This is a genomic window from Pseudomonas sp. RC10, from assembly GCF_038397775.1.
GTDB lineage: Bacteria > Pseudomonadota > Gammaproteobacteria > Pseudomonadales > Pseudomonadaceae > Aquipseudomonas > Aquipseudomonas bambusae.
In genome coordinates, this window is sequence record NZ_CP151650.1 from 1,079,145 (window position 1) to 1,105,705 (window position 26,561).

24 protein-coding genes and 2 tRNA genes are annotated in these 26,561 nt (G+C 59.3%); 9 read left to right on the plus strand and 17 right to left on the minus strand.

What is annotated here, in order from left to right; genetic code table 11:
• Positions 1-17: 17 nt before the first annotated feature.
• The gene (locus tag AAEO81_RS04860; RefSeq protein WP_341962013.1) at positions 18-950 is read left to right on the plus strand and encodes a LysR family transcriptional regulator; all 933 of its coding nucleotides are present in this window, start codon (positions 18-20) and stop codon (positions 948-950) included.
• On the opposite strand, the gene AAEO81_RS04865 is transcribed toward AAEO81_RS04860, so the two are convergent.
• From AAEO81_RS04865 to AAEO81_RS04895, 7 genes are all read right to left on the minus strand, one after another.
• Positions 940-2,520, minus strand: coding sequence for an aldehyde dehydrogenase (NADP(+)) (locus AAEO81_RS04865; protein WP_341962015.1), 1,581 nt, complete (start codon positions 2,518-2,520; stop codon positions 940-942). The two genes, AAEO81_RS04860 and AAEO81_RS04865, sit on opposite strands and share 11 nt — an antisense overlap.
• Positions 2,521-2,534: 14 nt before the next feature.
• Entirely contained in the window at positions 2,535-4,193 is a 1,659-nt protein-coding gene (locus tag AAEO81_RS04870) for a thiamine pyrophosphate-binding protein (protein ID WP_341962017.1), read from the minus strand.
• The gene (locus AAEO81_RS04875) at positions 4,186-5,424 is read right to left on the minus strand and encodes an MFS transporter (protein ID WP_341962018.1); all 1,239 of its coding nucleotides are present in this window, start codon (positions 5,422-5,424) and stop codon (positions 4,186-4,188) included. Before AAEO81_RS04875 ends, AAEO81_RS04870 begins: the two co-directional genes overlap by 8 nt.
• Before the next feature lie 370 nt (positions 5,425-5,794).
• Positions 5,795-7,552, minus strand: a complete 1,758-nt coding sequence (locus AAEO81_RS04880; RefSeq protein ID WP_341962019.1) for an anti-phage dCTP deaminase — start codon at positions 7,550-7,552, stop codon at positions 5,795-5,797.
• Between the two features lie 198 nt (positions 7,553-7,750).
• Complete coding sequence (locus AAEO81_RS04885) at positions 7,751-8,455, minus strand: hypothetical protein (RefSeq protein WP_341962020.1); 705 nt, start codon at positions 8,453-8,455, stop codon at positions 7,751-7,753.
• Positions 8,456-8,526: 71 nt separating this feature from the next.
• Positions 8,527-8,871 (minus strand): bacteriocin, encoded by a 345-nt coding sequence (locus AAEO81_RS04890; RefSeq protein ID WP_341962022.1) that lies wholly within the window; start codon positions 8,869-8,871, stop codon positions 8,527-8,529.
• Between the two features lie 134 nt (positions 8,872-9,005).
• Positions 9,006-9,082: transfer RNA gene (locus AAEO81_RS04895), tRNA-Met, on the minus strand.
• Positions 9,083-9,525: 443 nt separating this feature from the next.
• Between AAEO81_RS04895 and AAEO81_RS04900 the strand changes: the two genes are divergently transcribed.
• The 3 genes from AAEO81_RS04900 to AAEO81_RS04910 all read left to right on the plus strand — a co-directional run bounded on the left by AAEO81_RS04900 (position 9,526) and on the right by AAEO81_RS04910 (position 13,259).
• Positions 9,526-11,583: a methyl-accepting chemotaxis protein gene (locus AAEO81_RS04900; protein WP_166597272.1), complete on the plus strand. Its 2,058-nt coding sequence runs from the start codon at positions 9,526-9,528 to the stop codon at positions 11,581-11,583.
• A gap of 114 nt (positions 11,584-11,697) precedes the next feature.
• On the plus strand, positions 11,698-12,354 hold the full coding sequence (locus tag AAEO81_RS04905) for a class I SAM-dependent methyltransferase (protein ID WP_341962025.1): 657 nt from the start codon (positions 11,698-11,700) through the stop codon (positions 12,352-12,354).
• 284 nt (positions 12,355-12,638) lie between these two features.
• Positions 12,639-13,259: a methylenetetrahydrofolate reductase gene (locus tag AAEO81_RS04910; protein ID WP_341962027.1), complete on the plus strand. Its 621-nt coding sequence runs from the start codon at positions 12,639-12,641 to the stop codon at positions 13,257-13,259.
• Positions 13,260-13,268: 9 nt separating this feature from the next.
• Here the strand turns inward: AAEO81_RS04910 and AAEO81_RS04915 are convergent, their stop codons facing one another.
• Positions 13,269-13,979, minus strand: a complete 711-nt coding sequence (locus AAEO81_RS04915; RefSeq protein WP_341962029.1) for a glutathione binding-like protein — start codon at positions 13,977-13,979, stop codon at positions 13,269-13,271.
• On the minus strand, positions 13,976-14,584 hold the full coding sequence (locus AAEO81_RS04920; RefSeq protein ID WP_341962030.1) for a TetR/AcrR family transcriptional regulator: 609 nt from the start codon (positions 14,582-14,584) through the stop codon (positions 13,976-13,978). The genes AAEO81_RS04915 and AAEO81_RS04920 overlap by 4 nt, the downstream gene beginning before the upstream one ends.
• Before the next feature lie 158 nt (positions 14,585-14,742).
• On the opposite strand from AAEO81_RS04920, the gene AAEO81_RS04925 reads away from it, so the two are divergent.
• A complete protein-coding gene (locus AAEO81_RS04925; protein WP_341962031.1) occupies positions 14,743-15,444 on the plus strand; it encodes a glutathione S-transferase C-terminal domain-containing protein in 702 nt (233 codons plus the stop codon).
• 89 nt (positions 15,445-15,533) lie between these two features.
• Here AAEO81_RS04925 and ychF read toward each other — a convergent pair whose 3' ends face one another.
• From ychF to AAEO81_RS04965, 8 genes are all read right to left on the minus strand, one after another.
• The gene (ychF, locus tag AAEO81_RS04930) at positions 15,534-16,634 is read right to left on the minus strand and encodes a redox-regulated ATPase YchF (RefSeq protein ID WP_166597266.1); all 1,101 of its coding nucleotides are present in this window, start codon (positions 16,632-16,634) and stop codon (positions 15,534-15,536) included.
• 20 nt (positions 16,635-16,654) lie between these two features.
• Positions 16,655-17,239: an aminoacyl-tRNA hydrolase gene (gene pth, locus AAEO81_RS04935; RefSeq protein ID WP_166597265.1), complete on the minus strand. Its 585-nt coding sequence runs from the start codon at positions 17,237-17,239 to the stop codon at positions 16,655-16,657.
• Positions 17,240-17,314: 75 nt separating this feature from the next.
• Positions 17,315-17,920, minus strand: a complete 606-nt coding sequence (locus tag AAEO81_RS04940) for a 50S ribosomal protein L25/general stress protein Ctc (protein WP_166597264.1) — start codon at positions 17,918-17,920, stop codon at positions 17,315-17,317.
• Positions 17,921-18,059: 139 nt separating this feature from the next.
• Entirely contained in the window at positions 18,060-19,001 is a 942-nt protein-coding gene (locus AAEO81_RS04945) for a ribose-phosphate pyrophosphokinase (RefSeq protein ID WP_037018241.1), read from the minus strand.
• Positions 19,002-19,048: 47 nt separating this feature from the next.
• Positions 19,049-19,123: transfer RNA gene (locus tag AAEO81_RS04950), tRNA-Gln, on the minus strand.
• Positions 19,124-19,158: 35 nt separating this feature from the next.
• Positions 19,159-20,010, minus strand: coding sequence for a 4-(cytidine 5'-diphospho)-2-C-methyl-D-erythritol kinase (gene ispE / locus AAEO81_RS04955; protein ID WP_341962036.1), 852 nt, complete (start codon positions 20,008-20,010; stop codon positions 19,159-19,161).
• A 2-nt stretch (positions 20,011-20,012) separates the two neighbouring features.
• Positions 20,013-20,630 carry a lipoprotein insertase outer membrane protein LolB gene (gene lolB, locus AAEO81_RS04960; RefSeq protein WP_341962038.1) on the minus strand — a complete coding sequence of 206 codons (618 nt, stop codon included), beginning with the start codon at positions 20,628-20,630 and terminating at the stop codon, positions 20,013-20,015.
• Between the two features lie 3 nt (positions 20,631-20,633).
• Entirely contained in the window at positions 20,634-22,361 is a 1,728-nt protein-coding gene (locus AAEO81_RS04965; protein ID WP_166597261.1) for a tetratricopeptide repeat protein, read from the minus strand.
• Positions 22,362-22,618: 257 nt separating this feature from the next.
• On the opposite strand from AAEO81_RS04965, the gene hemA reads away from it, so the two are divergent.
• The 4 genes from hemA to AAEO81_RS04985 are packed head-to-tail and all read left to right on the plus strand — an operon-like array spanning position 22,619 to position 26,558.
• Complete coding sequence (hemA, locus tag AAEO81_RS04970; protein WP_166597260.1) at positions 22,619-23,896, plus strand: glutamyl-tRNA reductase; 1,278 nt, start codon at positions 22,619-22,621, stop codon at positions 23,894-23,896.
• A complete protein-coding gene (prfA, locus tag AAEO81_RS04975) occupies positions 23,893-24,975 on the plus strand; it encodes a peptide chain release factor 1 (RefSeq protein WP_341962040.1) in 1,083 nt (360 codons plus the stop codon). Before hemA ends, prfA begins: the two co-directional genes overlap by 4 nt.
• Positions 24,976-25,809 (plus strand): peptide chain release factor N(5)-glutamine methyltransferase, encoded by an 834-nt coding sequence (gene prmC / locus AAEO81_RS04980; protein WP_341962041.1) that lies wholly within the window; start codon positions 24,976-24,978, stop codon positions 25,807-25,809.
• Positions 25,803-26,558, plus strand: a complete 756-nt coding sequence (locus AAEO81_RS04985) for a molybdopterin-synthase adenylyltransferase MoeB (protein ID WP_341962043.1) — start codon at positions 25,803-25,805, stop codon at positions 26,556-26,558. Before prmC ends, AAEO81_RS04985 begins: the two co-directional genes overlap by 7 nt.
• The last annotated feature ends 3 nt before the right edge of the window (positions 26,559-26,561 follow it).

The window sequence follows — 26,561 nt, forward strand, 5'->3', positions numbered from 1 at the left end:
CCTCCGCAGGAGCCCCCATGAACTCAGACGATCTCGCCCTCTTCGCTCAAGTCGCCAAAAACGGCAGCATCTCGCGGGCTGCGATGGAGCTGGGGGCGGACCAGTCAACGGTCAGTCGGCGGGTGGGGTTGCTGGAGGCTGAGCTGGGGGTGCGGCTGTTTCATCGCAGCGGGCGTGGGGTGACGTTGACCGCGCGGGGTCAGCAGTTGCTAGGTTACGCCACCACGTTGAACGAAACTCTGGCCGAGGCCGAGCGGGCCATGCGCGACAGTGCCGAGCAAGGCCCGGCCAAGTTGTGTATTGCCGCGCAGCCGACCATTGCACGGATTCTGTTTGGCAGCCTGGGGCATGCCCTGAAGGCGCGCTATCCGCTGACGCAGGTGCATTTTGTCGAGGGGCTGGCGGCGGACATTCTCAATCGGTTGAGCGATGGTGCGGTGGACATCGCAATCCTGTACCTGCCGGAGCATCCCGGCGCGTTGCAGTTTGATCCGTTGCTCAGCGAAGGCGTGCAACTCATCACTCCTGCCAATTATCCGCTCAAAGGCGACACGATTTCCGTGCGTGATCTGGGCGATATTCCGCTGATTTTGCCCAGCACCCATCACGGCTTGCGAATGATGGTCGAGTCGCTGGCGAACCGTTACGGCTTTTCGGCGAATATCGCGCTGGAATGCGATGGCTCGATCTCCATCACCAAGCGCCTGGTGCTGGAGAATTGCGGGTGCACCGTATTGCCGGAGGCGGCGGTGGTTGAGGAAGTGAAGGCAGGGCGGCTGAAAAGCTATCGTCTGGAGGACCCGGAAATCCATCGCACCGTGGCGATTGTCTGGCCGAAGAATCGCGTCACCGCCGACGGTCTGTGGGCGGTGACGCAGATTATCCGGCAACGAGCCGCTGACATGGTCGAGCAGGGCGCGTGGCCGGGAGCGACGCTGATCAATCCGTGATCAGTTGGCCGTTGACCAGACGCCAGGTGTGCAGCGGATTGCCTTGCTGCAACGCCGGTGGCAGCAGGGCGTCCGGCACGTTTTGATAACAGACGGGGCGCAGGAAGCGGTCGATGGCTGTCGCACCGACAGACGTGCTGCGGCTGTCCGATGTCGCGGGAAACGGCCCGCCGTGCACCATCGAGTAGCTCACCTCGACGCCGGTCGGCCAGTCATTGAACAGGATGCGCCCAGCCTTGCGCTCCAGCGTCGGCAGCAGTGCCTGAGCGATCGCGGTGTCGCCGTCGTCGAAGTGCAGCGTGACGGTCAGTTGGCCGTCGAACTTCGCGGCGACTTTTTGCAGGTCAGCGGCGTCCTTGCAAACAATCAATAGTGCGCTGGGGCCGAAGTTTTCGTCTTCCAGCCCCGGATTGGCGAGGAAGGTCGCCGAGTCGGTGCGAAAAAACGCCGGCTTCGCCTGGAACGCGCCTTCGGCTTTTCTGCCCTCGGCGACCAAGGTCACGCCAGCGGCCTTGTGCAGATTGTTCAGGCCGTTGCAGTAGGCGCCGTGAATGTTGGGCGTCAGCATGGTGCTGGGCGTTTTGTCAGACAGCGCCGTGGCAGCCGCAGATACAAAGCGTTCCAGCGCATCGCTTTCCAGGGCGAGCAGAATGCCGGGGTTGGTGCAGAACTGGCCTGCGCCTAGCACCAGCGAGTCGACGAATCCCCTGGCAATGTTTTCGGTCCGCGCAGACAACGCCGCTGGCAGCAAAAACACAGGGTTGATGCTGCTCATCTCGGCGTAGACCGGGATCGGCACAGGCCTCGCTTGCGCAGCGGCGACCAGGGCCAGGCCGCCGCGACGCGATCCGGTAAAGCCCACCGCCTGGATGAGCGGGTGGCTGACGAGCCCCTGACCCACGGCGATGTCCTTGTCGATCAGCATCGAGAACACGCCTTCCGGCATGCTGGTGTCCTTGGCGGCTTTCTGAATGACTCGGGCGACCAGTTCACTGGTGCCCAGATGCGCCGCGTGCGCCTTGACGATCACCGGACAACCCGCGGCCAAGGCCGATGCGGTGTCGCCCCCGGCCACCGAAAACGCCAGCGGAAAGTTGCTGGCGCCGAACACAGCCACCGGGCCTACGGCAATACGCCGCTGGCGCAAGTCAGCACGGGGCAGCGGTTGGCGATCTGGCAGGGCTGTATCGATCACGGAACCGTGCCAACGCCCGTCGCGAAGCAGGCTGGCGAAGAGCTTGAGCTGATTGACAGTGCGCATCCGCTCGCCTTCTAGGCGGGGCTTTGGCAGGCCGCTTTCCAGATGAACGCGCTCGATCAGCGTGTCGCCCAACTCCAGCAGACCCTGAGCGATCGCGTCGAGAAAGACGGCGCGTTGCTCATCGCCCAATTGCCGGTAGCGGTCGAACGAGGCCTCGGCCAGCTCGCATGCGGCATCGACATCTTGCGCTGTGCTGGCGCCGAAGGACGGGGTCAGTTGCTCGCCCGTCGTCGCGGCGAGGGCGAACACCTCGCCTGCCTGACCGCGTACGGCCCGTTGACCGATGATCGTTTCACCAAGAATCTGCATGTGCGCAACACCTCTTAATCAAGACGAGCCTGGGGGGTGATCTGCCGAGGGTCGACGCGCAACTCGATCAGCGCCGCGACGCCTGCTTTCTGCGCGCGCTGGAAGGCAGCAGGAAAATCTTCGCTGCGTTCGACCCGCTCGGCATGTGCCCCGAAGGATTGGGCCAGGGCGATAAAGTCCGGATTGGCCAGCTCGGTGGCTGATACGCGCCCCGGGTATTCGCGCTCCTGGTGCATGCGAATGGTCGCAAGCATGCCGTTGTTTACCACAATGACCACTATCGGCGCGTTGTATTGCAGCGCTGTGGCCAGCTCTTGAGGGTACATCATGAAACAGCCGTCGCCAGCGAAGCAGACCACTGTGCGCTGAGGGGCGTGCAGTTTCGCAGCGATGGCGGCGGGTAAACCGTAGCCCATGGCGCCGTTAGTGGGGGCCAGTTCGGTGGCGGGCCGGCGATAGCGGTAGAAGCGATGCACCCAGACCGTGTAGTTCCCGGCGCCGTTGGTCATGACAGCGTCGTCCGGCAGCACCTCGTTCAGGTGTGCGACCACCGAGCCCATGTCCACGCCCGCCAATTGAGGGTGCGGCAGCGGCGGGGTGGAGTGCTCCAGATAATCGGCGCGGGCGGCGTCGGTCCAGCTTTTCCAGGCGCCGCTGGCGACAGGTTCGAGGGCCGCAGCCGCGTGGGCGAAGGTGCCCAGTGAGGACAGAATCGGCAGCTGTGCACGGTAAACCCGGTTCAACTCCTGCGGGTCGGGATGTACATGCACCATCGGCTGTTTCGGCGTCGGGCTTTCGATCAGCGTGTAGCCTTGGGACACCGTTTCGCTCAGCCGCGAGCCGATCACCAGCAACAGGTCGCTGGTCTTGACCCGCTCCAGCAGCTTTGGCGAGGTGCCCAGACCGAGTTGGCCGACGTAGTGTGGATCGCGGTTGTCGAACAGGTCCTGCCGACGAAACGATGCGGCCACCGGCAAGTGATTGGCGTGAACGAAGCGCTGCAGGGCTTGCGTCGACTCGGCGTCCCATCCGGTGCCGCCGACGATCACCAACGGCTGTTTCGCCGCTGCGAGCAGATCGCGCAATTCAGCGAGCGCAGCGGCGTCGGGCGCAGCATGGGTGACGCGCACTGGCTGCGCGTCAGCGACATCGGCCGAGCCGAACAACACTTCTTCAGGCAGGGCGATGACCACCGGCCCCGGTCGGCCGGACAGGGCGATGCTGAAGGCTTTGCTGACGATCTCCGGGATGCGCTCGATGCTGTCGATTTCCGTGACCCACTTCGCCAGCCCGCCGAACATCTGCACGTAATCCACTTCCTGAAACGCCTCGCGCCCCTTGAAGCGGCTCTCGATCTGGCCGACGAACAGGATCATCGGCGTCGAATCCTGCCTGGCGGTGTGCACGCCGTTGCTGGCGTGGGTGGCGCCGGGGCCGCGCGTCACGAAGCAGATGCCGGGGCGCCCGGTGAGTTTGCCGTAGGCGTCGGCCATGTTCGACGCCGCGCCTTCGTGGCGGGTGACGATGGTGCGGATCGACGGGGTGTCGTGCAGCGCATCGAGCACCGGCAGGTAGCTTTCGCCGGGCACGCAATAGAGGGTGTCGACGGCATTGTGGATCAGCGCCTGGACGAGAATCTGGCCGCCGTTACGCGGTGCTTTGGAATCAGACATGGATTTCGAGTTCCTTGTTACGGGTTTCCGGCAGAACGAGAGCGACGAGGAAGACCAGCACATACGAGCACGCAGCCCATACGCCAATCGACGCCGCAAGCCCGAATGAGGCGCTGGTCAGGCCGACACCGGCCGGCACCAACGCTCCGATTCCGCGACCAAAATTGTAGGAAAAGCCACCGGCAGTACCGCGAATCTGCGCAGGGAACAGCTCGGTGAAACAGGCGCCCATTCCCGACACGATGCCGGACTGAAACAACCCCAGCGGGAAGCCCAGCAACAGCAGGCTCCACATCGGCAGGTGCAATTGGGTGTAGACCAGAACGGTGACGGTTGCACCGGCGGCGGACAGGGCGAAGGTCTTGCGCCGCCCCAGGTAATCGCTCAGGTACGCCATGCCGACGTAACCGCAGAACGAGCCAAAGATGTTCACGGCCAGGTACAACGTGGTCATGCTCACGGTCAGGCCCTGGGTCTCTCGCAGGTAAGTGACCAGCCAAGTGAGAATCGTGTAGTTGCCACCCAGTGCGCCTGCGGCCATCAGCGAGGCCATCGCCGTCAGCGGGAAGACCCCGGGCGAAAAGATCAGCGCGAAGTTGGTCCACAGAGACGTCGTCGCCCGGTATTGCGCAGCGGCTTCGAAAGCCTCGGATTCGGCGATGTTGCGGCGCATCCACAGCACCAGAAAGCCCGGCAGCAGCCCGATCAGAAACAGCACGCGCCAGGCGTCGTGTTCAGGCAACAGATTGAACGTCACCCAGTACGCCAAGGCGGCCAGCGCATAACCCACAGGCCAGCCCGCCTGGACCGATCCCACCGCGCGACCGCGAATGCGTTTATCGACCACCTCACCAATCAACACCGCGCCCGCCGCCCATTCGCCGCCAAAGCCCAGGCCTTGCAGGCTGCGGGTCAGCAACAGTTGATGGAAGGAGTCGGTGAAGGCCGAGAGGCCGGTGAACAAGGAAAACCAAAGGATTGCCAGCTTCAGGACTTTGACCCGACCGATGCGATCAGCCAACAGGCCAGCAATCACACCGCCGATGGCCGAAGCGATCAGCGCCGAAGTGCCAATAACACCCGCTTCCGCCTTGGTCATGCCCCAGAACGCGAGCAAGGTGGGGATCACGAAGGCAAACAGCTGGACATCCATCGCATCCAGCGCCCACCCCATGAAACACGCCCAAAACGTTCGCTTCTGGCTGGGCGCCATACTGCCGTACCACGACATAGATACTCCATTGCGCTGCTGCGCTGTTGTTATTGGAATCTGGATAGATGCCCACAGGCGGCGACATCATGGGGCGAGTATGTGAGAACGGTGGGGCGGGGCGAATAGCGTGGGGTGCATAGCTGGTATGCGGGGGATGGGGAGACAGATGCAGATCGCAACGACTCGGGTAGAGGGCTCAAGCCAGAACTCTCTACCCAGCTAATCTTAGCTATTGGTATTGCGCGATGGTGCCCGAGGAGGCGTCAACGCCGCTGACGGGTTTGGGTTAGCTGCTTTGAGCGCCTCTTGTTTCCACAGGGGCCACTGTTCTACTAGGCGTCGGGATTCGGCTAAATGATCGAGAAATGCTTGCTTTGACGTGGTCATGCTATTTGTCCTCTATGTACCTTGACAGCAGATTGGCTGCTATGGTTTCACGCTCCATGTACGAGCAAGGCAACATCTGGGTGCGTAATTTAGCATCAGATTCATCCCAGTCAACGGTCAGGCCGTCTGCTGATTTTCGGGTGACGGGATATCCACTCCCCAGATTCGTGGAGAATAGGTTGAAAAAGCTCCGTGGTCCAACTCCGATGAACGGTTCGAATATCACTGTTGAGCTGCCCTTTTCTAGCGATATCGAGTCGGAATGGAACTGTAACGCCTTGCTCTTAGGGTATGGCTCAACATAAACCACCCTCTTTATTCCCGCCGCTACGATATGTTTAGCACAGTTGTGACACGGGAAGGTCGTACAGTAGAGCTCTGCATTTGTGGTGCTGATTCCTGAGCGTGCACTTGACAGAAGAGCCTCCATTTCCGCGTGAACGACTCGACCATACTCGGTGATATCTTTAATCTTGCTTGAGCGCAAAGCAGGCTCAAGCTCTTTTTTTAATGGGGCTGGAATGCTCGCAAGAATACTATCTATGATGGCTTTTTTTTGAATTGCATTTGAGTCCTCACCTCTCATGTAGTCTCGGCCATCTTTGGCGTCGACAATCGAGTGTGTTGCTACATCAAGCTCTGGCCAGTATAATCCTCCGTGTGCTTTGGGTACGTCGTTGGCTCCAGTTGAAACTATGCTCAAGTTTTTCGTTAGGACTGCCCCTACCTGTCTTGATAAATCGGCAGACCTAAGTGATGCAGAGAACGCCATGAACATTGCGTACTCATCAAACGTAGGTGTTATGTATGGTTTCCCAAACAAAAGATCAAGAACCCGCCATACTTGGCTTTTTAGAGAGTCAGTATTTCCATCGCTGTTTATGAAAAAATCAGAAAGGTGATAGGTGTCCCTAGTGTGTTGCCCATAAGGCTCACTCTCGTCAGCATCCTTCTCTATGAGTCTGGAAGCCTCATCGTCGGACATGAATTTTTCTTTTATTAGAAAGCTTGAGCGTCGGCCATGGTCAGCGTGGACGCCAAGTAGGAAAAATCCTTCCGAATAGATTTTTCTGAGCCTTTGCACTTCCTCTGGATGTTTCAAAGACTTGATGATGAATGCTTTACGTCTAAGAGCTTCATTGCCGCTTCTTAGTTGGTTTATTTTTGCGGCAGCACCCAAGGCCAGTACCGAGTGGTCTCCGGTCTTTTCGCGTAGCTCATTTCCTGCAGCCATGAACGCATATATTCTGTCGTACTCGCTCGGGAATTCGCTAAAGGTTGACAGTGTGGCAATTATGTCTGTCGAGATTTTTATCGGTTGTGATGAGTATTTGAAAAGTTTTAGCCGTTCGCTGATGATTCTAGAAACTTCATCAAGATCTGTTCCTATCGCTCCAACTAATCCGATTACAATCTCTGAGTCGGAATAAGAGTTGTCTAGGAAGTAAGTGTTTTCTGTGGTGTCGGTTTTCGCAAGTATTGCGACTGTTTCAGTTGGTTCGTAATGGTTGTCGGATTTTCCGGGATTAGAGATAGTATCGGTAGATGATAAAAGTTTTTCAACTAATGGCTTCAATAATTCTATGCTGGCAGATTTTCCTTGAAAATTTATATTTCCCGTTGAGGGGTACCAGTTTAAAATCGCACCATTGTTCGTTCGGAATTGATGTTGGTTTGGGTTTGTTTCCTTCCACTCCCCAGCTTCAATCAGTTCTTTTAACTTAATTTTTAATTCTATTAAATTTCCGTTGAACCGCATAACTCACCCTGAGCGGATATCTACCTGTACGCTAGAATCTAGCACAGCTAACCCGCGCCAGCGCAAACCCTATACGTTACTGGATTACACCTGAAAATACGGAGGCGGGTTTGATGCGGAGAACCCACATTAGGCATGGAAACGGCTGCTTGCAGACTGGGCAACCGCTTGCATGGGGGCACGATAACTCAGGACCTATTACTGCTGAACCGCGCTAAACCCTTCGAACGCCGTCTGCTGCTGAATCGCACTGACGATGTTCTTGCGCGTGGCAGGCTGCTCGTTGCCGTCTTTGTCGACGAACATTTCGCTCTGCAATTCGGCTTCGTCGCCTTCACCGACGAACGAGAAACCGAGGAACTCGAACGCTTCGCGGTCGGCGTTAGCCTTGGAGCGTGGGGTGCGCAGGGGCAGGGTGACGCTGGCGCCGTCCTTGCTGATGATGAACACTTCGGCTTCTTTTTTGACCCGCGCGGCCTTGCTCTTGCCGCCGCTCGGGTTGCTGACAGCCTGATGCGTCTGGTTCAGGACTTTCAGCGCCAGGCTGTAGACCAACTCTTGAAAGCTCGGGTCATCCTTGTAACTGGACAGAATCCGGCTGATCGGGAATTTCGTGCTCAGGTCTTCCAGAGCGGCCATGTCGGCGGCTTCAGCGTCTTTCAACTGTTTCAGCTGACCCATCAATTCGTAGGCCTGATCGTCATCGAAACGGTCGTGGGCCTGACGGATGGCGGCGCGCAATTCACGAATCTGATCGCTTTCCTTGGCGCTATGAAAGGCGTCGAGGACCATTTCGCTGATGGTTTTCGCCTGCGGCACATGCTGTGAAAGATTGATGGCGTCTTCGTAAGCCTGCTTGGAGGAGAGTGCAGGCGCTGCTACGTCGGTGTGGGAATCAGACATTGAACATCCATTGCTTCATTAACGGGGTTGATCGCGAAACGCGCATCCGGCGTTTCGCGAAGGAGGGTAAATTATTTACCGCCCAGAGCACCACCCGCTGCGCCACCCAAACCTGCGCCGATGGTCCCGCCCGTGCTGCCGCCCAACTTGTTGCCAATGACTGAACCGGCCGCGCCGCCCAGGCCGCCGCCGATGGCTGCGCGAGTCTTGTGGCCTTTTTTCGCGCCGACGGCACTGCCCGCCGCGCCTGCCAGACCCGCACCGACGACCGCGCCATTGCTGCCGCCCATCTTTTGACCGACGACGTTCCCCAGCGCACCGCCCAGACCGCCACCAATCGCGGTGTTGGTGCTGCCTGCCATCGCGGCTTGGGAAATCAGAAGACCTAGAACCAGTGCAGGAAGTGTGAAGCGCATGAATTCGACCTCGGAAGAGACAGGGTGATGGGCTGATTGGACCAGAGATGTCTGGAACGACAGGGCCATGAGCAGCACGTGTCGGACACCCAGAAACAACAAAGCCCGCACGAGGCGGGCTTTGTTGAGGTACTTGGTGGCTACACAGGGACTTGAACCCCGGACCCCAGCATTATGAATGCTATGCTCTAACCAACTGAGCTATGTAGCCAAGTGGCGCGCATTATTCGCTCAGATTGAAGATGTGTCAAGCGTCTCTCCAAAAAATTTATGCGTGTGATCAAGCGGTTAGGGTTTTCAGTCCGAATCCTCTGCGCATAACGCTCAGCGGCCGTCACCGGGTGACATCTTTACAGCGCAGCTTGTGTGTTTTTGCCCCACTTTTGTGCATGTGAAGTGCACTGTCTTTGTTCGTGCGCCCATTTAGATGGCGTCTTGCTATCGGTCCGTTTCTTGCTTATGCCTGACCTATGGCTAGCCCCGCTGCGGGGCGTTGGCGCATTGATTTGACACCGCCAATCGATCCCCGGCATAGGGGACGGGCGGTTGTCGTTTTTGAAACAAAGACATGGCATTTTGCCGGTAAGAATGTGAGGCAGCAGCTGTAGTGGTCACAAGCCGCGACAGCGGGTTGTCCGTGAGGAGTCGTCGGACATGCAAAGTCTTTTGTCGCCAGGAATCCGCCTGCTCGGACGTTTCGGGTTTGCACGCAAGTTTCAGGTGCTTTTCTTCCTGTTCATGCTGCCGCTGGCTGGCAGCTTATGGATGATTGGACAGGATTACCGCAGCAAACTGGCGGTCATTTCCGGCGAGCAATCCGGGGTGCGTCAATTGCTGGCGCTGGATGCACTGGATGCGCAACTGACGTCTCAGCGCAATCTCGCCGCCCGCTGGAAGGCGGCCGACATCCTCCACGATCCAACCCCGGCAGCCAAAGCCGCCATGGCGGCGCTGGATGCGGGCAACCCGGTCCTGATGCAAACGCTTGCCAAAGTGGGCGATGAGCTCAATGCACGTAAGGCTGGCCCGGACACGCTGGCGCGCTTTCAGGCGTTGCAGGCGCTGGTGAAGGGGATGGATTCCGAATCTCTGCGGACCATCGGCTGGTGGCCGGACGGTTATGACCGCTTCACTTCCGCGTTGACAGGGTTGCAGAGCCTGCGTGAGCAGATCGCCATGGACAACGGCCTGATTCTTGATCCATGGCTCGAAACCTACCTGCTGATGCAAGTCTCCACGCAACAGGCGCCTGATTTGATCGAGCGTATCGGTCGCATGGCCAGTATCGGTCAGTCCTCCATCGCGTCGGGTCAGTTCACCCTGCAAAGCCGTTTGCAGATGCGCGATCTACGCGGGCGCATCACCGATGCTCGCGACCAACTGGTCAAGGCCGCTGCGTCGCTCCAGGCGAAAGCTTACCCCGGCATGGAGCCGTGGACCCGGGCCTACAACGACAGCCTCCAGCGCCTCGACACCGAGCTGAAAGTGCTCGATGACGGCGTCTTCGGCGGGAGCATCAAGCTCGACACCGCAGGGTTCGAGCGCAGTGTTGATAGTGTCCTCGAAGCCCTCTCGACGTTGCGCAATCAGTCGTTGAACGCCCTCGACAGTCGTCTGGATTACTACCACGACCGGGCGATCAAGCAGTTCATCCCGGTCGCGGCAATCTTCAGTGTCCTGGCGCTGGCCGCGTTGTATCTGTTCATGTGTTTGCAGGCGTCGATTCGTCGCAGCGCCAAAGGCATCACCACCCTGGCGGAGTCTCTGCGTGACGGCAACCTGTGTGTCGAAGTCGCTGTTGAGGGCCGTGACGAGCTCGCGGCCATTAGCACGGCGTTGAACGTGGCGGTGGTGCAGCTGCGCTCTAGCCTGCTGGGCGTCAACCACGAAACGCAGCAGTTGGGGTCGGCGGTGGTCACGCTCAACTCACAGGCGGGCAGCACGTTGAACGAAGTCGAAGATCAACAACAACAGATCAGCCAGATCGCCGCTGCCGCCACTCAACTCGCGGCGACTTCTCTGGGTGTCGCCAAGAGCTGTGAGGAAGCGTCTGGCAGTGCTCAGCAGACTCGCCGCATTGCCGAAGACAGCAGCCGTGACAGCGTGCGCACCACCGCCAGCATCCAGCAACTCAATCAGCGCCTGACCGATACCGCCAACGCGCTGGGCAAAGTCAGTGAGCAAGGTCAGCAAATTCAGTCAGTGGTCGACACCATTCGCGGCATCGCCGAACAGACCAACCTGCTGGCACTGAATGCTGCCATCGAAGCGGCCCGGGCGGGCGAGCAGGGCCGTGGTTTTGCGGTCGTCGCCGATGAAGTGCGCAGCCTGTCGCAACGCACGCAGGCCTCCACCGCGCAGATCGCCGGGACGGTCGACAGTCTGCGCGCCACGGTGAGCCAGGCGGTGAGTCTGATGGAAGCCGCCTGTGGCCAGGCGATTACCGACGCGCAATCGGTCACCGGTCTTGGCGAGCGTCTGGGCGAGATTGCCAGTGCGGTGCAGATCGTCACCGACACGCTGGCGCAGATCGCCACCGCCGTGGAGGAGCAAGCTGCCACGGCCGATGAAGTCAGCGGCAATATCCAGCAGGTGGACCAGGCCGCCGGGCGTCTGCTCGATGGCGCGCGGGCGGTGAATCACGCCGCTGACACCCTGAGCAAAGGCAGTCGGGCGTTGAGCGATAACACGTCGAGGTTTCAGTTGGGATGACCCGTCCAGTGTCCGGCCGACGCGACACGGCGAGGCTGAAATACAAAAAGTCTTGACGATGGGGGTGAGTCATCGGTTTTATCGCCGCTGACTCATTCATTCAAGGCTCCCCTCATGACTGACAGTAGTGCCGCCGGCGCAGCGGTGTATTCGCCGCTGACGTTGGCTCTGTATGACGCATGGGTGCTCGGAATTTCCAATCGCTATGCATGGCGTTGTCCGACCCAAACTGTGTTGCTGCCGTTCTTTCGCGCCAACGTGCGCCCGCGTCATTTGGACATCGGTGTGGGCACGGGCTACTACCTGGCAAAGACGCAACTCTCCTCGCAAACCCAGATCACCCTGCTCGACCTTAACCCCAGCAGCCTTGAAGCCGCCAAACGGCGCATCGCTCGACCGGGGACGCGCACGATCCAGCACGACGTCTTCAAGCCCATCCCGGGCGACGAGCGTTTCGATTCGATTTCCCTTTTCTACTTGCTGCATTGTCTGCCGGGGCCGCTGGATGCCAAGGCGGCGATCTTCGGCCACCTCAAGCACAATTTGCAGCCGGACGGCGTGCTGTTCGGCGCGACGATTCTGGGGGATGAGGCCGGGCACAATGCCTTTGGCCGCAAGCTCATGGCCGTCTACAACAAAAAGGGCATTTTTGGTAATCGGCACGACACCGAAGCTGGGTTCGAGGGCCGTCTGCGCGAACACTTCCGTGACGTGACCCTCAAGCGTGAAGGATGTGTATTGCTGTTTCGCGCAGCGCAACCGATTGTCTGAGCCATTCAATGGTGATGTCTCAAGAGCACAATAAAAAAATGAATGCTGTTACGATTCCGTCGATCCGGACCACCCTATTTCAGGGCTTTTCACTGGAGACGACCGCTAAAGACGCTGTGCAGATGAGCCGGGCCATGGCGGCTCTACCCCCTGGAACACCCGTCAATATCGCTTTCTTAGGGAGCGAGAATTTCGAGCAACGGCTGGCCGCTGTTCAGGCGTTGACCGCAGGCCGTGTCAGCCCAAGACCGATCATTTCTTCTCGACGAATTACATCGCATTCCGTGCTTCAGTCATTTCTGGAGCAGGCGATGGCCAGTGCGCCGTTAACGGGGATATTTCTGGTGGGGGGTGATCCGCAGGTGCCGCAAGGGCCGTTCAGTGACTCGCTGGAGCTGATTGGCAGCGGGCTCCTGGACGGGCTCGACGTGCAGACGGTCGGCGTGCCTGGCTATCCGGAAGGCCACCCGCATATCCGGGATGAGGTCTTGTGGGATTACCTGACGCGGAAAATCGCTGCGCTGCGCGAGAGAGGCTTCGACGTCGAAATCACCACCCAGCTGTCATTCGACAGCGAAGCAGTCGTCACGTGGATCGAAAAAGTCCGACAGGCTGGTCTGAATGTTCCGATTCGCGTCGGCATTCCCAGCCCATCGTCGCTGACTGGCATCTTGCGGTTCGCCAAACAATGCCGGGTCGGAACGTCAGCCCAGTTGCTCCAGCGCTATGGCTGGCACGTCACATCGCTGTTGGGCACCGAAGGGCCTGAACGCTTTCTGACTGAACTGATGCAAGCGCTGGAGCAGCGAAATCTCGGAGAGGTTCGCTTGCACTTGTATCCACTGGGCGATGTGCCCAAGGCCGTCGAATGGCTGCAAACGTTTGAGCGTCAGGCCTTGGGCTGAGCGACGCTGTCAGTCAGGTTTCGGCGCGTTCGTGGCAGTCTGGCCGAACAGAATCTTCTTGCCCTCTTCGGTGACGGAGGCGCGGTTTTTCGACAGGGCCTCCCCCTGTGCGTAGGCGCGAGCCGTGGCGGGGCGTGCCTGAATCGTCTGGAACCAGCGTTTCAGGTTCGGGGAATCATCCAGATTCTGTTGCTGGCGCTGCCATGGCACCACCCACGGGTATGCCGCCATGTCCGCGATGGAATACGCTTCCCCGCCAATGAACGCCCGGCCTTCGAGACGGCGGTTCAAAACGCCATACAAGCGGTTGGTCTCATTGACGTAACGGGTGATCGCATAGGGCAGCTTTTCCGGGGCATACACACCAAAGTGATGATTCTGACCCGCCATGGGCCCCAGCCCGCCCATCTGCCACATCAGCCATTCGGTGACGGTTTTCTTGCCGCGCACATCGGTAGGCAGGAATCGTCCGGTCTTTTCTGCCAGGTACAGCAGAATGGCGCCCGATTCGAAAACCGTAATCGGCTCGCCACCGTCGGCAGGGGCCGTGTCGATGATCGCGGGCATCCGGTTGTTCGGCGAGAACGCCAGAAAGTCGGGTTTGAACTGATCCCCGGCGCTGATATCGACGGGATGAATGCGGTATTCCAGCCCGACCTCTTCGAGAAATAGAGTGATTTTGTGACCGTTGGGGGTTGGCCAGTAGTAAAGCTCGATCATCGCTGAGATTCCGTGGCAAACGAGGGAAGGGGAGTTGCGTGTGTGTGGGATGTGTCTGCGTCGAGCAAAGCAAGCACGGGCCTTACGACGCTTTCCAGCAAGGGGCGCTGTGGCCGGGCGCGGGCCAGGACGCGGATGCCGAGCAATACGGCGAGCAACAGACCGCTGACATCCATAGCCGAAAGCGACCGGGAAATACTGCCGTCAGCCTGGCCCGCTGCCACGCAACGGTAGAAAAAAGCCTCGGCCCGCGTCAGGAAGTCATCGATGATTTCCTGTGCATCAGGCGCGTCTGGTACGGCTTCAAGGGCCGAGTTCACCATCATGCAGCCGCGGTGATGAACATCACTCATCGAGCGGTCGATGATTTCGACGAAGAAGGTTTCAATCGCCAGGCGCGGAGCAAGCGTGTTTTCCAGCCGCACCACCCGTTCACCAAAACTGCTTTCCAGGTAGTGCGCCAATGCCCTGCGGTAAAGGCCGCGTTTGTCACCGAATGCGTTGTAGACGCTGGCGCCGGTGATCCCCATGCATTCGATCAGGTCACGCATGGACGTCGCTTCGAAACCCTTTGTCCAAAAGCACTGGATCGCGGCGTCGAGCACAGCCTGTTCATCGAATTCTCTTGGTCTTGCCATCGCTGGTGTCCTCTCAGGCGCAAACGCAGGCGTTGCGCCTTGCTCCGTAGTTCGCCTAATCTAAAACAGTCGTTCTAAAACTAAAACCTGTTTTTTCCCACCTCGACTTTTCAGAGATGACCGCCATGATTCGTTTCTATTTTCACCCGACCCCCAATCCAGCCAAAGTTGCGTTGTTCCTGGAGGAGTCAGGTCTGGCCTATGAGGTGGTGCCGGTGGACACCAGCAAGGGCGAGCAGCATCTGCCCGAATTTCGCGCCGTAAACCCCAATGGCAAAGTCCCGGCGATCATCGACACCGACGGCCTGGGCGGCAAAGAAGTGCGCGTGTTCGATTCCAGCGCGATTCTGCTGTACCTGGGCGAAAAGACGGGTCAGTTCATGGGCGCTCCTGAAGACAAGCCCGAACTGCTGTCCTGGCTGTTCTTCATCGCGTCGGGCTTGGGGCCGTTTTCCGGGCAGGCGGTGCACTTTCAATACGCAGCCCCCGAGGGCAACGACTACGCCATAAATCGCTATCGCCGAGAAATAGAGCGTCACTACGAAGTGCTTGATACGCACCTGGCAGAGCGCGAATACATCGTCGGCAACGATTACACCCTCGCCGACATTTCCACGTGGGGTTGGCTGATCAGGGCGCCTCGTGTGATGAAAGGCTCGGAAGATGCGCTCGCTGATTTCCCGCATCTCAAACGCTGGTTCCAGCGCATCGACGCCCGCCCTGCTGCCCAGCGCGCGCGGAATGTGGGGAAAGAGTTGGCGTTCAAGAAAGACATGGACGAACAAGCGAAGCGCGCGCTGTTTCCGTCGAATTATCCGAAGGCGTGATGGGCGGGTAGAGACGTAAGGAAACGAGCAACAAAAAGCCCCCAGGCGGGGGCTTTCAAAGGCGTGCTAATCGGGCAGGAAGCCTCGGATCAAACGTTGAACCGGAAGTGCAGCACGTCGCCGTCCTTGACGATGTAGTCTTTGCCTTCCAGACGCCATTTGCCCGCTTCCTTGGCACCGGCTTCGCCCTTGTACTGGATGAAGTCGTTGTAGGCGACGCACTCGGCGCGGATGAAGCCTTTTTCGAAGTCGGTGTGGATCACGCCAGCAGCCTGTGGCGCGGTGGCGCCGACGCGGACGGTCCAAGCGCGGACTTCTTCGACACCGGCGGTGAAGTAGGTCTGCAAGTGCAGCATCTCGTAGCCCGCGCGGATCACGCGGTTCAGGCCAGGCTCTTCGAGGCCCAGGGCTTCAAGGAACATGTCCTTCTCTTCGCCGTCGTCCAGCTCGGCGATCTCAGCTTCGATCTTGTTGCAGACCGGCACCAGCATCGCGCCTTCTTCTTCGGCGATGGCGCGAACCACGTCCAGGTGCGGGTTGTTTTCGAAACCGTCTTCCGCGACGTTGGCGATGTACATGACCGGTTTGGTGGTCAGCAGATGGAAGCCTTTGATCACGGCTTTCTCATCGGCACCCATGTTCTTCATCAGGCTGCGCGCAGGCTTGCCTTCGGTGAAGTGGGCGATGAGTTGTTCCAGCAGGCCTTTTTGGACGACTGCGTCTTTGTCGCCGCCCTTGGCATTGCGGGTAACTTTCTGCAGCTGTTTTTCGCAACTGTCGAGGTCGGCGAAGATCAGTTCAAGGTCGATGATTTCGATGTCGCGTTTCGGGTCGACGCTGTTGGAGACGTGAATCACGTTTTCGTCTTCAAAGCAGCGGACCACGTGGGCGATGGCGTCGGTTTCGCGAATGTTGGCGAGGAACTTGTTGCCCAGGCCTTCACCTTTTGACGCGCCTGCGACGAGGCCCGCGATGTCAACGAACTCCATCGTGGTCGGCAGGATGCGCTTCGGGTTGACGATGTCGGCCAGCGCCTGAAGACGTGGATCGGGCATGGGCACGATGCCGCTGTTCGGCTCGATGGTGCAGAAGGGAAAGTTCTCCGCCGCAATACCGGATTTGGTCAGGGCGTTGAACAGGGTGGACTTGCCGACGTTGGGCAGGCCGACGATGCCGCAGTTGAATCCCATGGTGTTTCCCCTCAGTGATGTCAGGCCTTCTGGCTGTGCAGGACACGCATCGCTTTGGCGAAGTCGCCTGCGAGGACATCCGGCAGCGCGCCGAGGGCAAAGTCGATACTGGCGTCCAGTTTTTCCTGTTCGGCGCGTGGTGCACGACCCAGTACGAAGTTGGAGACCAGGCTGGCATCGCCGGGGTGGCCGATGCCAAGCCGCAGGCGATAAAAGCCGTTTTGATTGCCGAGCTGCGCGATGATGTCGCGCAGGCCGTTATGCCCGCCGTGTCCGCCGCCCAGTTTGAGTTTGGCGACGCCCGGAGGCAGGTCGAGTTCGTCGTGGGCCACCAGTATGGCCTGCGGAGGAATCCGGAAGAAACCCGCCAGCGCTGCGACAGACTGGCCGCTGCGGTTCATGTACGTGGTGGGAATCAGCAGACGAACGTCTTGGCCTTGATGGCTGAATTTAGCCGTCAGACCGAAATACTTGCGGTCAGCCGTCAGATTGACGCGCTGTGCGCTGGCGATACGTTCAACGAAAAGAGCCCCTGCGTTATGCCGGGTCTGTTCGTATTCGGGGCCGGGGTTTCCCAGGCCGACGATCAGTTGGATGGCGGTCACGTCAGGGGCTCTTCCTTGGGTCGAGTGTGATGGTGCCGGGCACCATCACGGGTTCAACCGGCTAGCGAGTAATGATTACTCTGCTTCGCCTTCTGCGGTGCCTTCTTCTTCCTGGACGACGCGTGGAGCGTGGACGTTTGCGATGTCCAGGTCCTTGCCGTGTGCCAGAGCGACGAATTCAACACCTTTAGGTGCTTTAACGTCGGACAGGTGAACGTTGTCGCCGATTTCCAGCGCGCCCAGGTCAACTTCGATGAACTCAGGCAGATCTTTAGGCAGGCAGGACACTTCCAGTTCAGTGGTAGTGTGCGAGATTTCGCCGCCTTTCTTGATCGGAGCTTCTTCGTTGATGAAGTGCACCGGTACGGTTGCGGTCAGTTTCTGGCCAGCAACAACACGGATGAAGTCAGCGTGCATGATGAATTGCTTGGCAGGGTGACGTTGCATCGCTTTAACGATCACGTTCTGCTTGGCGCCATCAACGTTCAGTTCGATAACGTGGCTGAAAGCCGCTTCGTTTTCGAACAGTTTGGCGATTTCCTTGGCCACGATGGTCACGGATTCAGCAGCTTTGTTACCACCGTAAACAACGGCAGGGATGCTGGCGGCGTGACGCAGGCGGCGGCTCGCACCTTTCCCCAGGTCAGTACGCGCTTGGGCGTTCAGAGTAAAGTCAGTCATTTTGTATCTCCAAAATAGCCATCATCGAGCGGCGTTTGCGACCAGCGCCAACTCGATATGGGCAAAAAAGCCCCGCCCCAACAGTCACTGTTGGGGCGGGGCGCTTTTCGTCAACGGAGGTTTCGAGAGGGCAGGGCCCTTAACGGAACATCGCGCTGATCGATTCTTCGTTGCTGATGCGACGCATCGCTTCAGCGACTACCGGTGCGATATCCAGCTGACGGATACGGTCACAGGCTTGTGCTGCAGCGGACAACGGGATGGTGTTCGTGACCACCAGTTCGTCCAGCACGGAATTTTCGATGTTTTCAATCGCACGACCCGACAGCACAGGGTGTGTGCAGTAGGCAAAGACCTTGGCAGCGCCATGTTCTTTAAGGGCCTTTGCCGCGTGGCACAGGGTGCCGGCGGTATCGACCATGTCGTCGACCAGAATACAGGTACGACCTTCGACGTCACCGATGATGTGCATCACTTCAGAGTGATTGGCTTTCTCGCGGCGTTTGTCGATGATCCCGAGATCAACGCCCAGGGACTTGGCTACGGCACGTGCACGCACGACGCCACCGATGTCCGGGGAAACGATCATCAGGTTTTCGAAACGCTGGTCTTCGATGTCATCCACCAGAACCGGGGAGCCGTAGATGTTATCCACGGGAATATCGAAGAAGCCCTGAATCTGGTCAGCGTGCAGGTCAACAGTCAGCACACGGTCGATACCGACGACGGTGAGCATGTCCGCAACCACTTTGGCGCTGATGGCCACGCGAGCGGAACGCGGGCGGCGATCCTGACGGGCATAACCAAAGTAAGGGATAACAGCGGTGATACGAGTAGCCGAGGAACGGCGGAAGGCATCAGCCATCACGACGAGCTCCATCAGGTTATCGTTGGTCGGCGCGCAGGTCGGCTGAATAATGAAGACGTCTTTACCGCGAACGTTTTCATTGATCTCAGCGGTGATCTCGCCGTCGGAGAATTTACCGACAGAGATGTCACCGAGAGGGATATGCAGCTGACGTACGACACGCCGAGCCAGATCGGGGTTGGCGTTCCCCGTAAAGACCATCATCTTGGACACGCGCAGTACCTGGAGGCTTAGGGTATGCCTGGATGACTATAGGAAAATGGCAGGGGCGGCTGGATTCGAACCAACGCATGGCAGGATCAAAACCTGCTGCCTTACCGCTTGGCGACGCCCCTGTATCTGTTGCACGAGTGCCTGGCACTCGGTTCTCTTAGAGCAGTGTCTGTAACGTTCGGTGCAACATCGAGATGTTGCTGCCTTTTGCCACAAACCCTGTAAGGGTCTCTGTAAGAAGGGCCGAGACTTTATCAGCTTCAGCTTTGCTTGGGAAGGCCCCAAACACACAACTTCCAGTTCCGGTTAACTTTGCTTCGGTAAATTTACCTAGCAAATTCAATGCGTTACGCACTTCTGGATAGCGCCTTGCTACAACCGGTAAGCAGTCATTTCGACTGTTTCCCTTGGGAACGGGGCGCACTTTAATGGGCGGCGTGTCACGTGTCAACAGTGGATCTGAAAAAATTTCTGCTGTACTTACAGAGACTTGCGGCACCAGCACGACATACCAAGGTTCTTCGGGGTCTTCAGGGGTCAGGATTTCGCCCACGCCTTCGGCAAACGCGGCGTGTCCGCGCACGAAAACCGGGACGTCAGCCCCGAGCTTGAGCCCCAGCGCTGCCAGGCGATCTTCATCCCAACCCAGATGCCAAAGGTGATTGAGCCCGAGCAATGTCGTCGCCGCATCCGAACTCCCACCGCCAATACCGCCGCCCATGGGCAACACTTTCTTGATCCAGATATCAGCGCCAAGTGGCGAGCCCGATTGCTCTTTCAGTGCGCGGGCGGCTTTGACAATCAGATTGCTATCGTGGGGGACGTCAGGGAATTCCGTTTGCAGGCGAACTTCGCCGTCTTCGCGCAGTGCGAAACTCAACTCATCGCCGTAATCCAGAAACTGAAACAGCGTTTGCAGTTCGTGATAGCCGTCCGGGCGACGGCCTAAAATGTGCAGCATCAGGTTCAGCTTGGCAGGCGCGGGGAGTGTCAATGGTTGCGGGGACATGATCATTGCCCCAGTTTGCGCGGTTGCCAGTCCTTGATGACCAGCGTGACGTCGAGATCCTGGCCGTGCAGTTTCATCCGCTCAGGCAGCCAGTAGCCGTTCTGTTCGGTGTAGCTCAGGTATTCGATTTTCCAGCCGTCCTGATCCAGATTGGACAGGCGACTGTCGCCGTCCAGGGTCAGGCTGCTTTTGCTGTCGGGTGCAGGAAGACCGCGAACCCACCAGACCAGATGCGAAACGGGCAGCTTCCAGCCCAGTTGGTCTTTGAGCAGCGTTTCGGGGTCCGGGGCGTCGTAACGGCCCTGATTGGCGACTTCCAGCGACACGGCGCCAGGGCGACCGGTCAATCGAGCGGCACCACGACCAAGAGGGCCGGAGAGGCGAATGTCGTAGTAATCCTGACGTTGCAACCAGTAGAGGGTCCCGCTGCCAGAGTCTTTCGGAGCGCGAATCCCCACTTTGCCGTTGACTTCCCAGCCGTCGAGGCTCGCGAGCTGTTGCTTGTTGGCTTGCCATTTGTTGGCGTCGCCGGGGCCCTGCACAGCTTCACGGGAGGTGATGCCGGCGCAACCGGCGAGCAGGACGATGAGGCTGAATGCAAGTACGTGGCGCAGTGACATAAATCAGAGGTTCTCGGAGCCGGTCAGGCGTTTGAGGGTGCTGCGCAGGACCGGGCTGTCAGGTTGTTGTTCGAGGGCCTTGCCCCAGACTTTACGGGCTTCGCGCTGTTGGCCTTTGGCCCAGAGCACTTCGCCCAGGTGCGCGGCGACTTCGTGATCGGGGTAGCGCTCCAGCGCCTCACGCAGCAGGCGCTCGGCTTCGTCGAGGTTGCCGAGGCGATAATTGACCCAGCCCAGACTGTCGAGGACCGCCGGATCATCCGGGTTCAACTGGTGCGCACGCTCGATCAATTCTTTCGCTTCGGCGTAGCGCGTGGTGCGGTCGGACAGCGTGTAGCCCAAGGCGTTAAGGGCCATGGCGTTGTCCGGTTCACGCTTGAGGATCGCCCGCAGATCGGTTTCCATCTGCTTCAGATCGTTACGCTTCTCGGCCAGCATGGCGCGGGTATAAAGCAGGTTCAGGTCGTCCGGGTACTGTTTGAGTGCCTGAGTCAGCACCTGCCAGCCACGATCGCTCTGATTGTTATTGGTCAGGGTTTCGGCTTCGATCAGGTACAGCTGAATGATGTAGTCGGGCTGGTCGGCACGGGCCTGGGCCAGTCGTTTCGAGGCTTCGGCGGTACTGCCGTTGCTCATCAGAATGTCCGCCTGGCGCAGTTGGGCGGGCAGGTAATCGTTGCCCGGACCCACTTGTGCGTATTCGGCAAGAGCGTTTTGGGGATCGTTGCGCTCTTCATAAATACGACCAAGGTTCACATGCGCGGCATCGACGTGGCTGCCACGGGCGACCAGGTCCTCCAGATAGCCCTGCGCTTCATCCCACGCCTTGTTTTCCAGACACACCAGCGCCAGCGAATAACGCAACTCGTCGTCGTCCGGGTATTGCTGTACGAGGCTGGAGAACTGCACCTTGGCGTCTTCCATGCGGTTCTGTTCAACCAGCATGCGGGCGTAGGTCAGGCGCAGGCGCTTGTCGTCCGGGTATTTCTTGATGCTTTTTTCCAGCAGCGGCATCGCTTCCTTGCCACGGTTCATGCTTTGCAGCAGACGGGCACGGAGGAGGATCGGCGCGACTTCGCCTTCGCCGGGCGGGTTGTCTTCGAGCAGTTTGAGCGAGGCGGCGCTGTCACCTTCCTGTTGCAGCAACAGGGCCTTACCGAAAATCAGTTGACCATTTTTCGGGTATTTGGCCAGCAGGCGATCAAAGCTGTTGAGCAAGCCCTTGCGCGTATTGGAGTCGGTTTCCGCTGCCGACAGCGCGAGGAAGTCGAAATGGGTATCACCCTGGCCTTGAAGCACCTTCTCCATATACCGCATGGAGTCGTCGTAGCGTCCGGCGCGGGCCAGTTGAATGGCGGCGGCGCGTTGTGCTTCAAGGTTGTCCGGGTCATTTCTGGCCCAGATCATCGAGGTGTCCAGTGCCGCCTGATCAGCGCCCAGGTATTCGGCAATGCGGAATGCCCGCTCCGAAATGCCGGGGTCTTGGGTCTGGATCGCCTGGGTCACGTAGTTATCCAGCGCAATGTCGAAGCGATTGCGTTGTCCGGCCAGTTCGGCGGTCAGCAGGCTGACGACCGTGTCCTGGGTAAACGATCCGTAAACCTGAGGCTTGGCCTCAGGAGCGGGCGTCGCTTCTTTCGTCGCAGCAGCAGGCTGTGGCGAAACGGAGGCCGTAGACTGGCAGCCACCAAGAACGACAAGGGCAAGGAACAACGCGGAGGATTTATTCATATAGGAGAGAGGGCGGCTTACCTGCGGTTTGAAAGCATCATGACACAAGGCAGGGAGCAAACCCACAGCCCACTTGAAAACCAGAACCCGCTATTTACAGCCCGCGCTTGGACAATTTGTCGCAGGGGCATCGCCGTAAAGCGAATCTCTATAGGGACAATAGACTGTCCCGGACGTTCTGAATGTATTGCGGTGGTTGTTCTGAATCTATTGAAGTAGGACAATTGCCGGCTTCACGTCACCATCAGCGACCTTGAATGGCCTTTCTTGCTCTGGGTATCAACCATAAGACTGCATCAGTGGATGTCCGCGAGCGCGTGGCATTTACGCCTGAGCAGCTGGTTGAAGCATTGCAGCAACTGTGTCGCCTGACCCAGAGCCGCGAAGCCGCCATCCTGTCGACCTGTAATCGCAGCGAGCTTTATATAGAGCAGGACCAGCTCACCGCTGACGTCGTGCTGCGCTGGCTGGCCGATTATCACCACCTCAATGTCGACGAACTCCGCGCCAGCGCTTACGTGCACGAGGAAGACGCCGCCGTGCGCCACATGATGCGCGTGGCTTCGGGGCTGGATTCGCTGGTGCTGGGCGAGCCGCAGATTCTCGGGCAGATGAAATCCGCCTACGCCGTGGCTCGCGAGGCCGGAACCATCGGTCCATTACTGGGGCGACTGTTTCAAGCGACCTTCAGCGCGGCCAAACAGGTGCGCACCGACACGGCCATTGGCGAAAACCCGGTGTCCGTCGCGTTTGCTGCCGTCAGCCTGGCCAAACAGATTTTCAGCGACCTGCAACGCAGCCAGGCCTTGCTGATCGGTGCGGGGGAGACCATCACGCTGGTCGCCCGACACCTGCACGATCTGGGGGTCAAGCGTATCGTGGTCGCCAACCGGACGCTGGAGCGCGCGAGCATTCTGGCGGAAGAGTTCGGCGCTCACGCGGTCCTGTTGGCTGATATCCCTGCCGAGCTGGTCAACAGCGACATCGTCATCAGTTCCACTGCCAGCCAGTTGCCAATTCTGGGCAAGGGCGCGGTGGAAAGTGCGCTGAAACTGCGCAAGCACAAGCCGATTTTCATGGTCGACATCGCCGTTCCCCGCGACATCGAGCCGGAAGTAGGCGAGCTGGACGACGTTTACCTGTATACCGTGGATGACTTGCACGAAGTCGTCGCGGAGAACCTCAAGAGTCGTCAGGGTGCAGCCCAGGCGGCAGAGGAACTGGTCAGCGTCGGCGTCGAAGATTTCATGTCGCGTCTGCGCGAACTGGCGGCGGTCGATGTGCTGAGGGCCTACCGTCAGCAAAGCGAACGCCTGCGAGACGAAGAACTGCAGAAGGCGCAACGCATGCTCGCCAACGGCAGCAACGCGGAAGAGGTACTGATGGCGCTGGCACGTGGCCTGACCAACAAACTGATGCATGCGCCAAGCGTGCAACTCAAGAAGCTGTCCGCCGAAGGCCGCGTCGATGCGCTGGCCATGGCCCAGGAACTCTTTGCCCTCAATGAGGGCTCCACGGATAAACCCCCGCAATGAAAGCTTCACTGCTCAATAAGCTGGATGTGCTCAGCGACCGATTCGAAGAATTGACCGCGCTGCTGGGCGACGCCGAAGTCATTTCCGATCAGACCAGATTCCGTGCCTATTCCCGTGAATACGCGGAAGTCGAGCCGGTGATCCAGGTCTATACGCAGCTGCGAAAAGTGCAGAGCGACCTCGAAGGCGCCCAGGCGCTGCTCAAGGACAGCGACCCGGACATGCGTGAAATGGCGGTCGAAGAAGTGCGCGAAGCCAAGGAACAACTGGGGGTGCTGGAGGGCGAACTGCAAAAAATGCTGCTGCCCAAAGACCCCAACGACGGCCGCAACGTCTTTCTTGAAATCCGCGCGGGCACCGGGGGTGACGAGGCAGCGATTTTCTCGGGCGACTTGTTCCGCATGTATTCGCGTTACGCCGAGCGCCGGGGATGGCGGGTGGAAATCCTTTCCGAAAACGAAGGCGAGCATGGTGGCTTCAAAGAAGTCATCGCCCGGGTCGAAGGCGACAATGTCTACGGCAAACTGAAGTTCGAGTCGGGTGCGCACCGCGTGCAACGAGTGCCCGAGACCGAATCTCAGGGACGCATTCACACGTCGGCCTGCACGGTCGCGGTGTTGCCTGAGCCGGATGAGAAGCAGGCGATCGAGATCAATCCGGCGGATTTGCGCGTGGATACGTTCCGCTCATCGGGCGCCGGCGGTCAGCACGTCAACACCACCGACTCGGCGATTCGTATCACGCACTTGCCAACCGGCACCGTCGTCGAGTGCCAGGAAGAGCGTTCCCAGCACAAGAACCGCGCCCGGGCCATGTCCTGGTTAGCGGCCAAACTCAACGATCAGCAAACGGCTGCGGCCGCCAACGCTATCGCCAGCGAGCGCAAATTGCTGGTGGGTTCGGGCGACCGTTCGGAGCGGATTCGTACGTATAACTTTCCACAGGGGCGGGTGACGGATCATCGTGTGAACCTGACCTTGTATTCGCTGGATGAAGTTTTGGCCGGCGGGGTCGATGCAGTGATAGAACCGTTGCTTGCCGAGTATCAGGCAGACCAACTTGCGGCACTGGGTGAGTAAATGACCATCATCGCCAGCTTGTTAAGAAACGCTGAACTGCCGGATTCTCCGACAGCCCGTCTGGATGCCGAACTGCTGTTGGCGGCTGCCTTGGGCAAGCCGCGCAGCTTTTTGCACACCTGGCCGGAGCGTATTGTCAGCACCGAAGCCGCCCAAGCGTTCGACGGCTATCTGCAGCGTCGTCGCACGGGGGAGCCGGTGGCGTACATTTTGGGGCAACAGGGTTTCTGGAACATCGACCTTGAAGTCGCGACGCACACGCTGATTCCCCGACCGGAAACCGAAATGCTGGTGGAAACCGCATTGGAGTTGCTGCCGGGCGCGATTCCCCATCGCTTGCTCGACCTTGGAACGGGCACGGGGGCTATCGCGCTGTCGCTGGCCAAGGACCGTCCGCAGTGGAACGTCACGGCGGTGGATCGGGTGAACGAGGCGGTGGAGCTTGCCGAGCGCAACCGACAGCGTTTGCACCTGGATAACGCCAGTGTCCTGCGCAGCCACTGGTTCAGCGCTGTCGAGGGCCAGCGGTTCGACCTGATCCTCAGCAACCCACCTTATATAGCGTCCAACGATCCTCACTTGGTAGAAGGCGACGTGCGTTTCGAGCCGAGTAGCGCTTTGGTCTCGGGCACCGATGGCCTCGACGATCTGCGTCTGATCGTGTCACAGGCGCCAGCCCATCTGGCAGCGAGTGGCTGGCTGTTGCTGGAACATGGCTACGATCAGGGCGCCGCAGTGCGCGATCTGCTCAACACCCATGGCTTCGAACAGATCCAGACCCGCCGCGATCTGGGGGATCACGAACGCATCACTTTCGGGCGCGTGCCGTGCTGAGCGACGAAGAACTGCTGCGCTACAGTCGGCAGATTCTGCTGCAACAGGTCGACATCGACGGCCAGATGCGCCTCAAGCAGAGCCGTGCGCTGATCGTCGGCGTCGGCGGACTGGGTTCGCCGGTCGCGCTGTACCTGGCCGCTGCCGGGGTCGGGGAGTTGCACCTCGCGGACTTCGACACGGTCGATCTGACCAACCTGCAACGTCAGATCATTCACGACACCCAGAGCGTCGGGCAGGGCAAAGTCGATTCCGCGATGGCCCGGCTGACCGCGATCAACCCGGCCGTGAAGCTGGTGCCCCATCGTGTGGCGCTGGATGAAGATTCGCTGACTGCGGCGGTCGACGCCGTGGATCTGGTGCTCGACTGTTCCGACAATTTCACCACCCGCGAGGCCGTCAACGCGGCATGCGTCGCTGCGGCTAAACCGCTGGTGAGTGGTGCTGCGATTCGGCTGGAAGGGCAGCTCTCGGTGTTCGACCCGCGTCGCGCCGACAGCCCGTGCTATCACTGCCTGTATGGACACGGAAGTGAGAGCGAACTGACGTGCAGCGAAGCCGGTGTCATCGGTCCGCTGGTCGGGCTGGTGGGCAGCCTGCAAGCCCTTGAAGCGCTTAAACTGCTGGCCGGTTTTGGCGATCCGATGGTGGGGCGGTTGCTGTTGATCGACGCCTTGGGCACGCGATTCCGCGAACTGAAAGTCAAACGTGATCCGGGTTGCAGTGTCTGCGGTGCAGCCCATGGCTAGAAC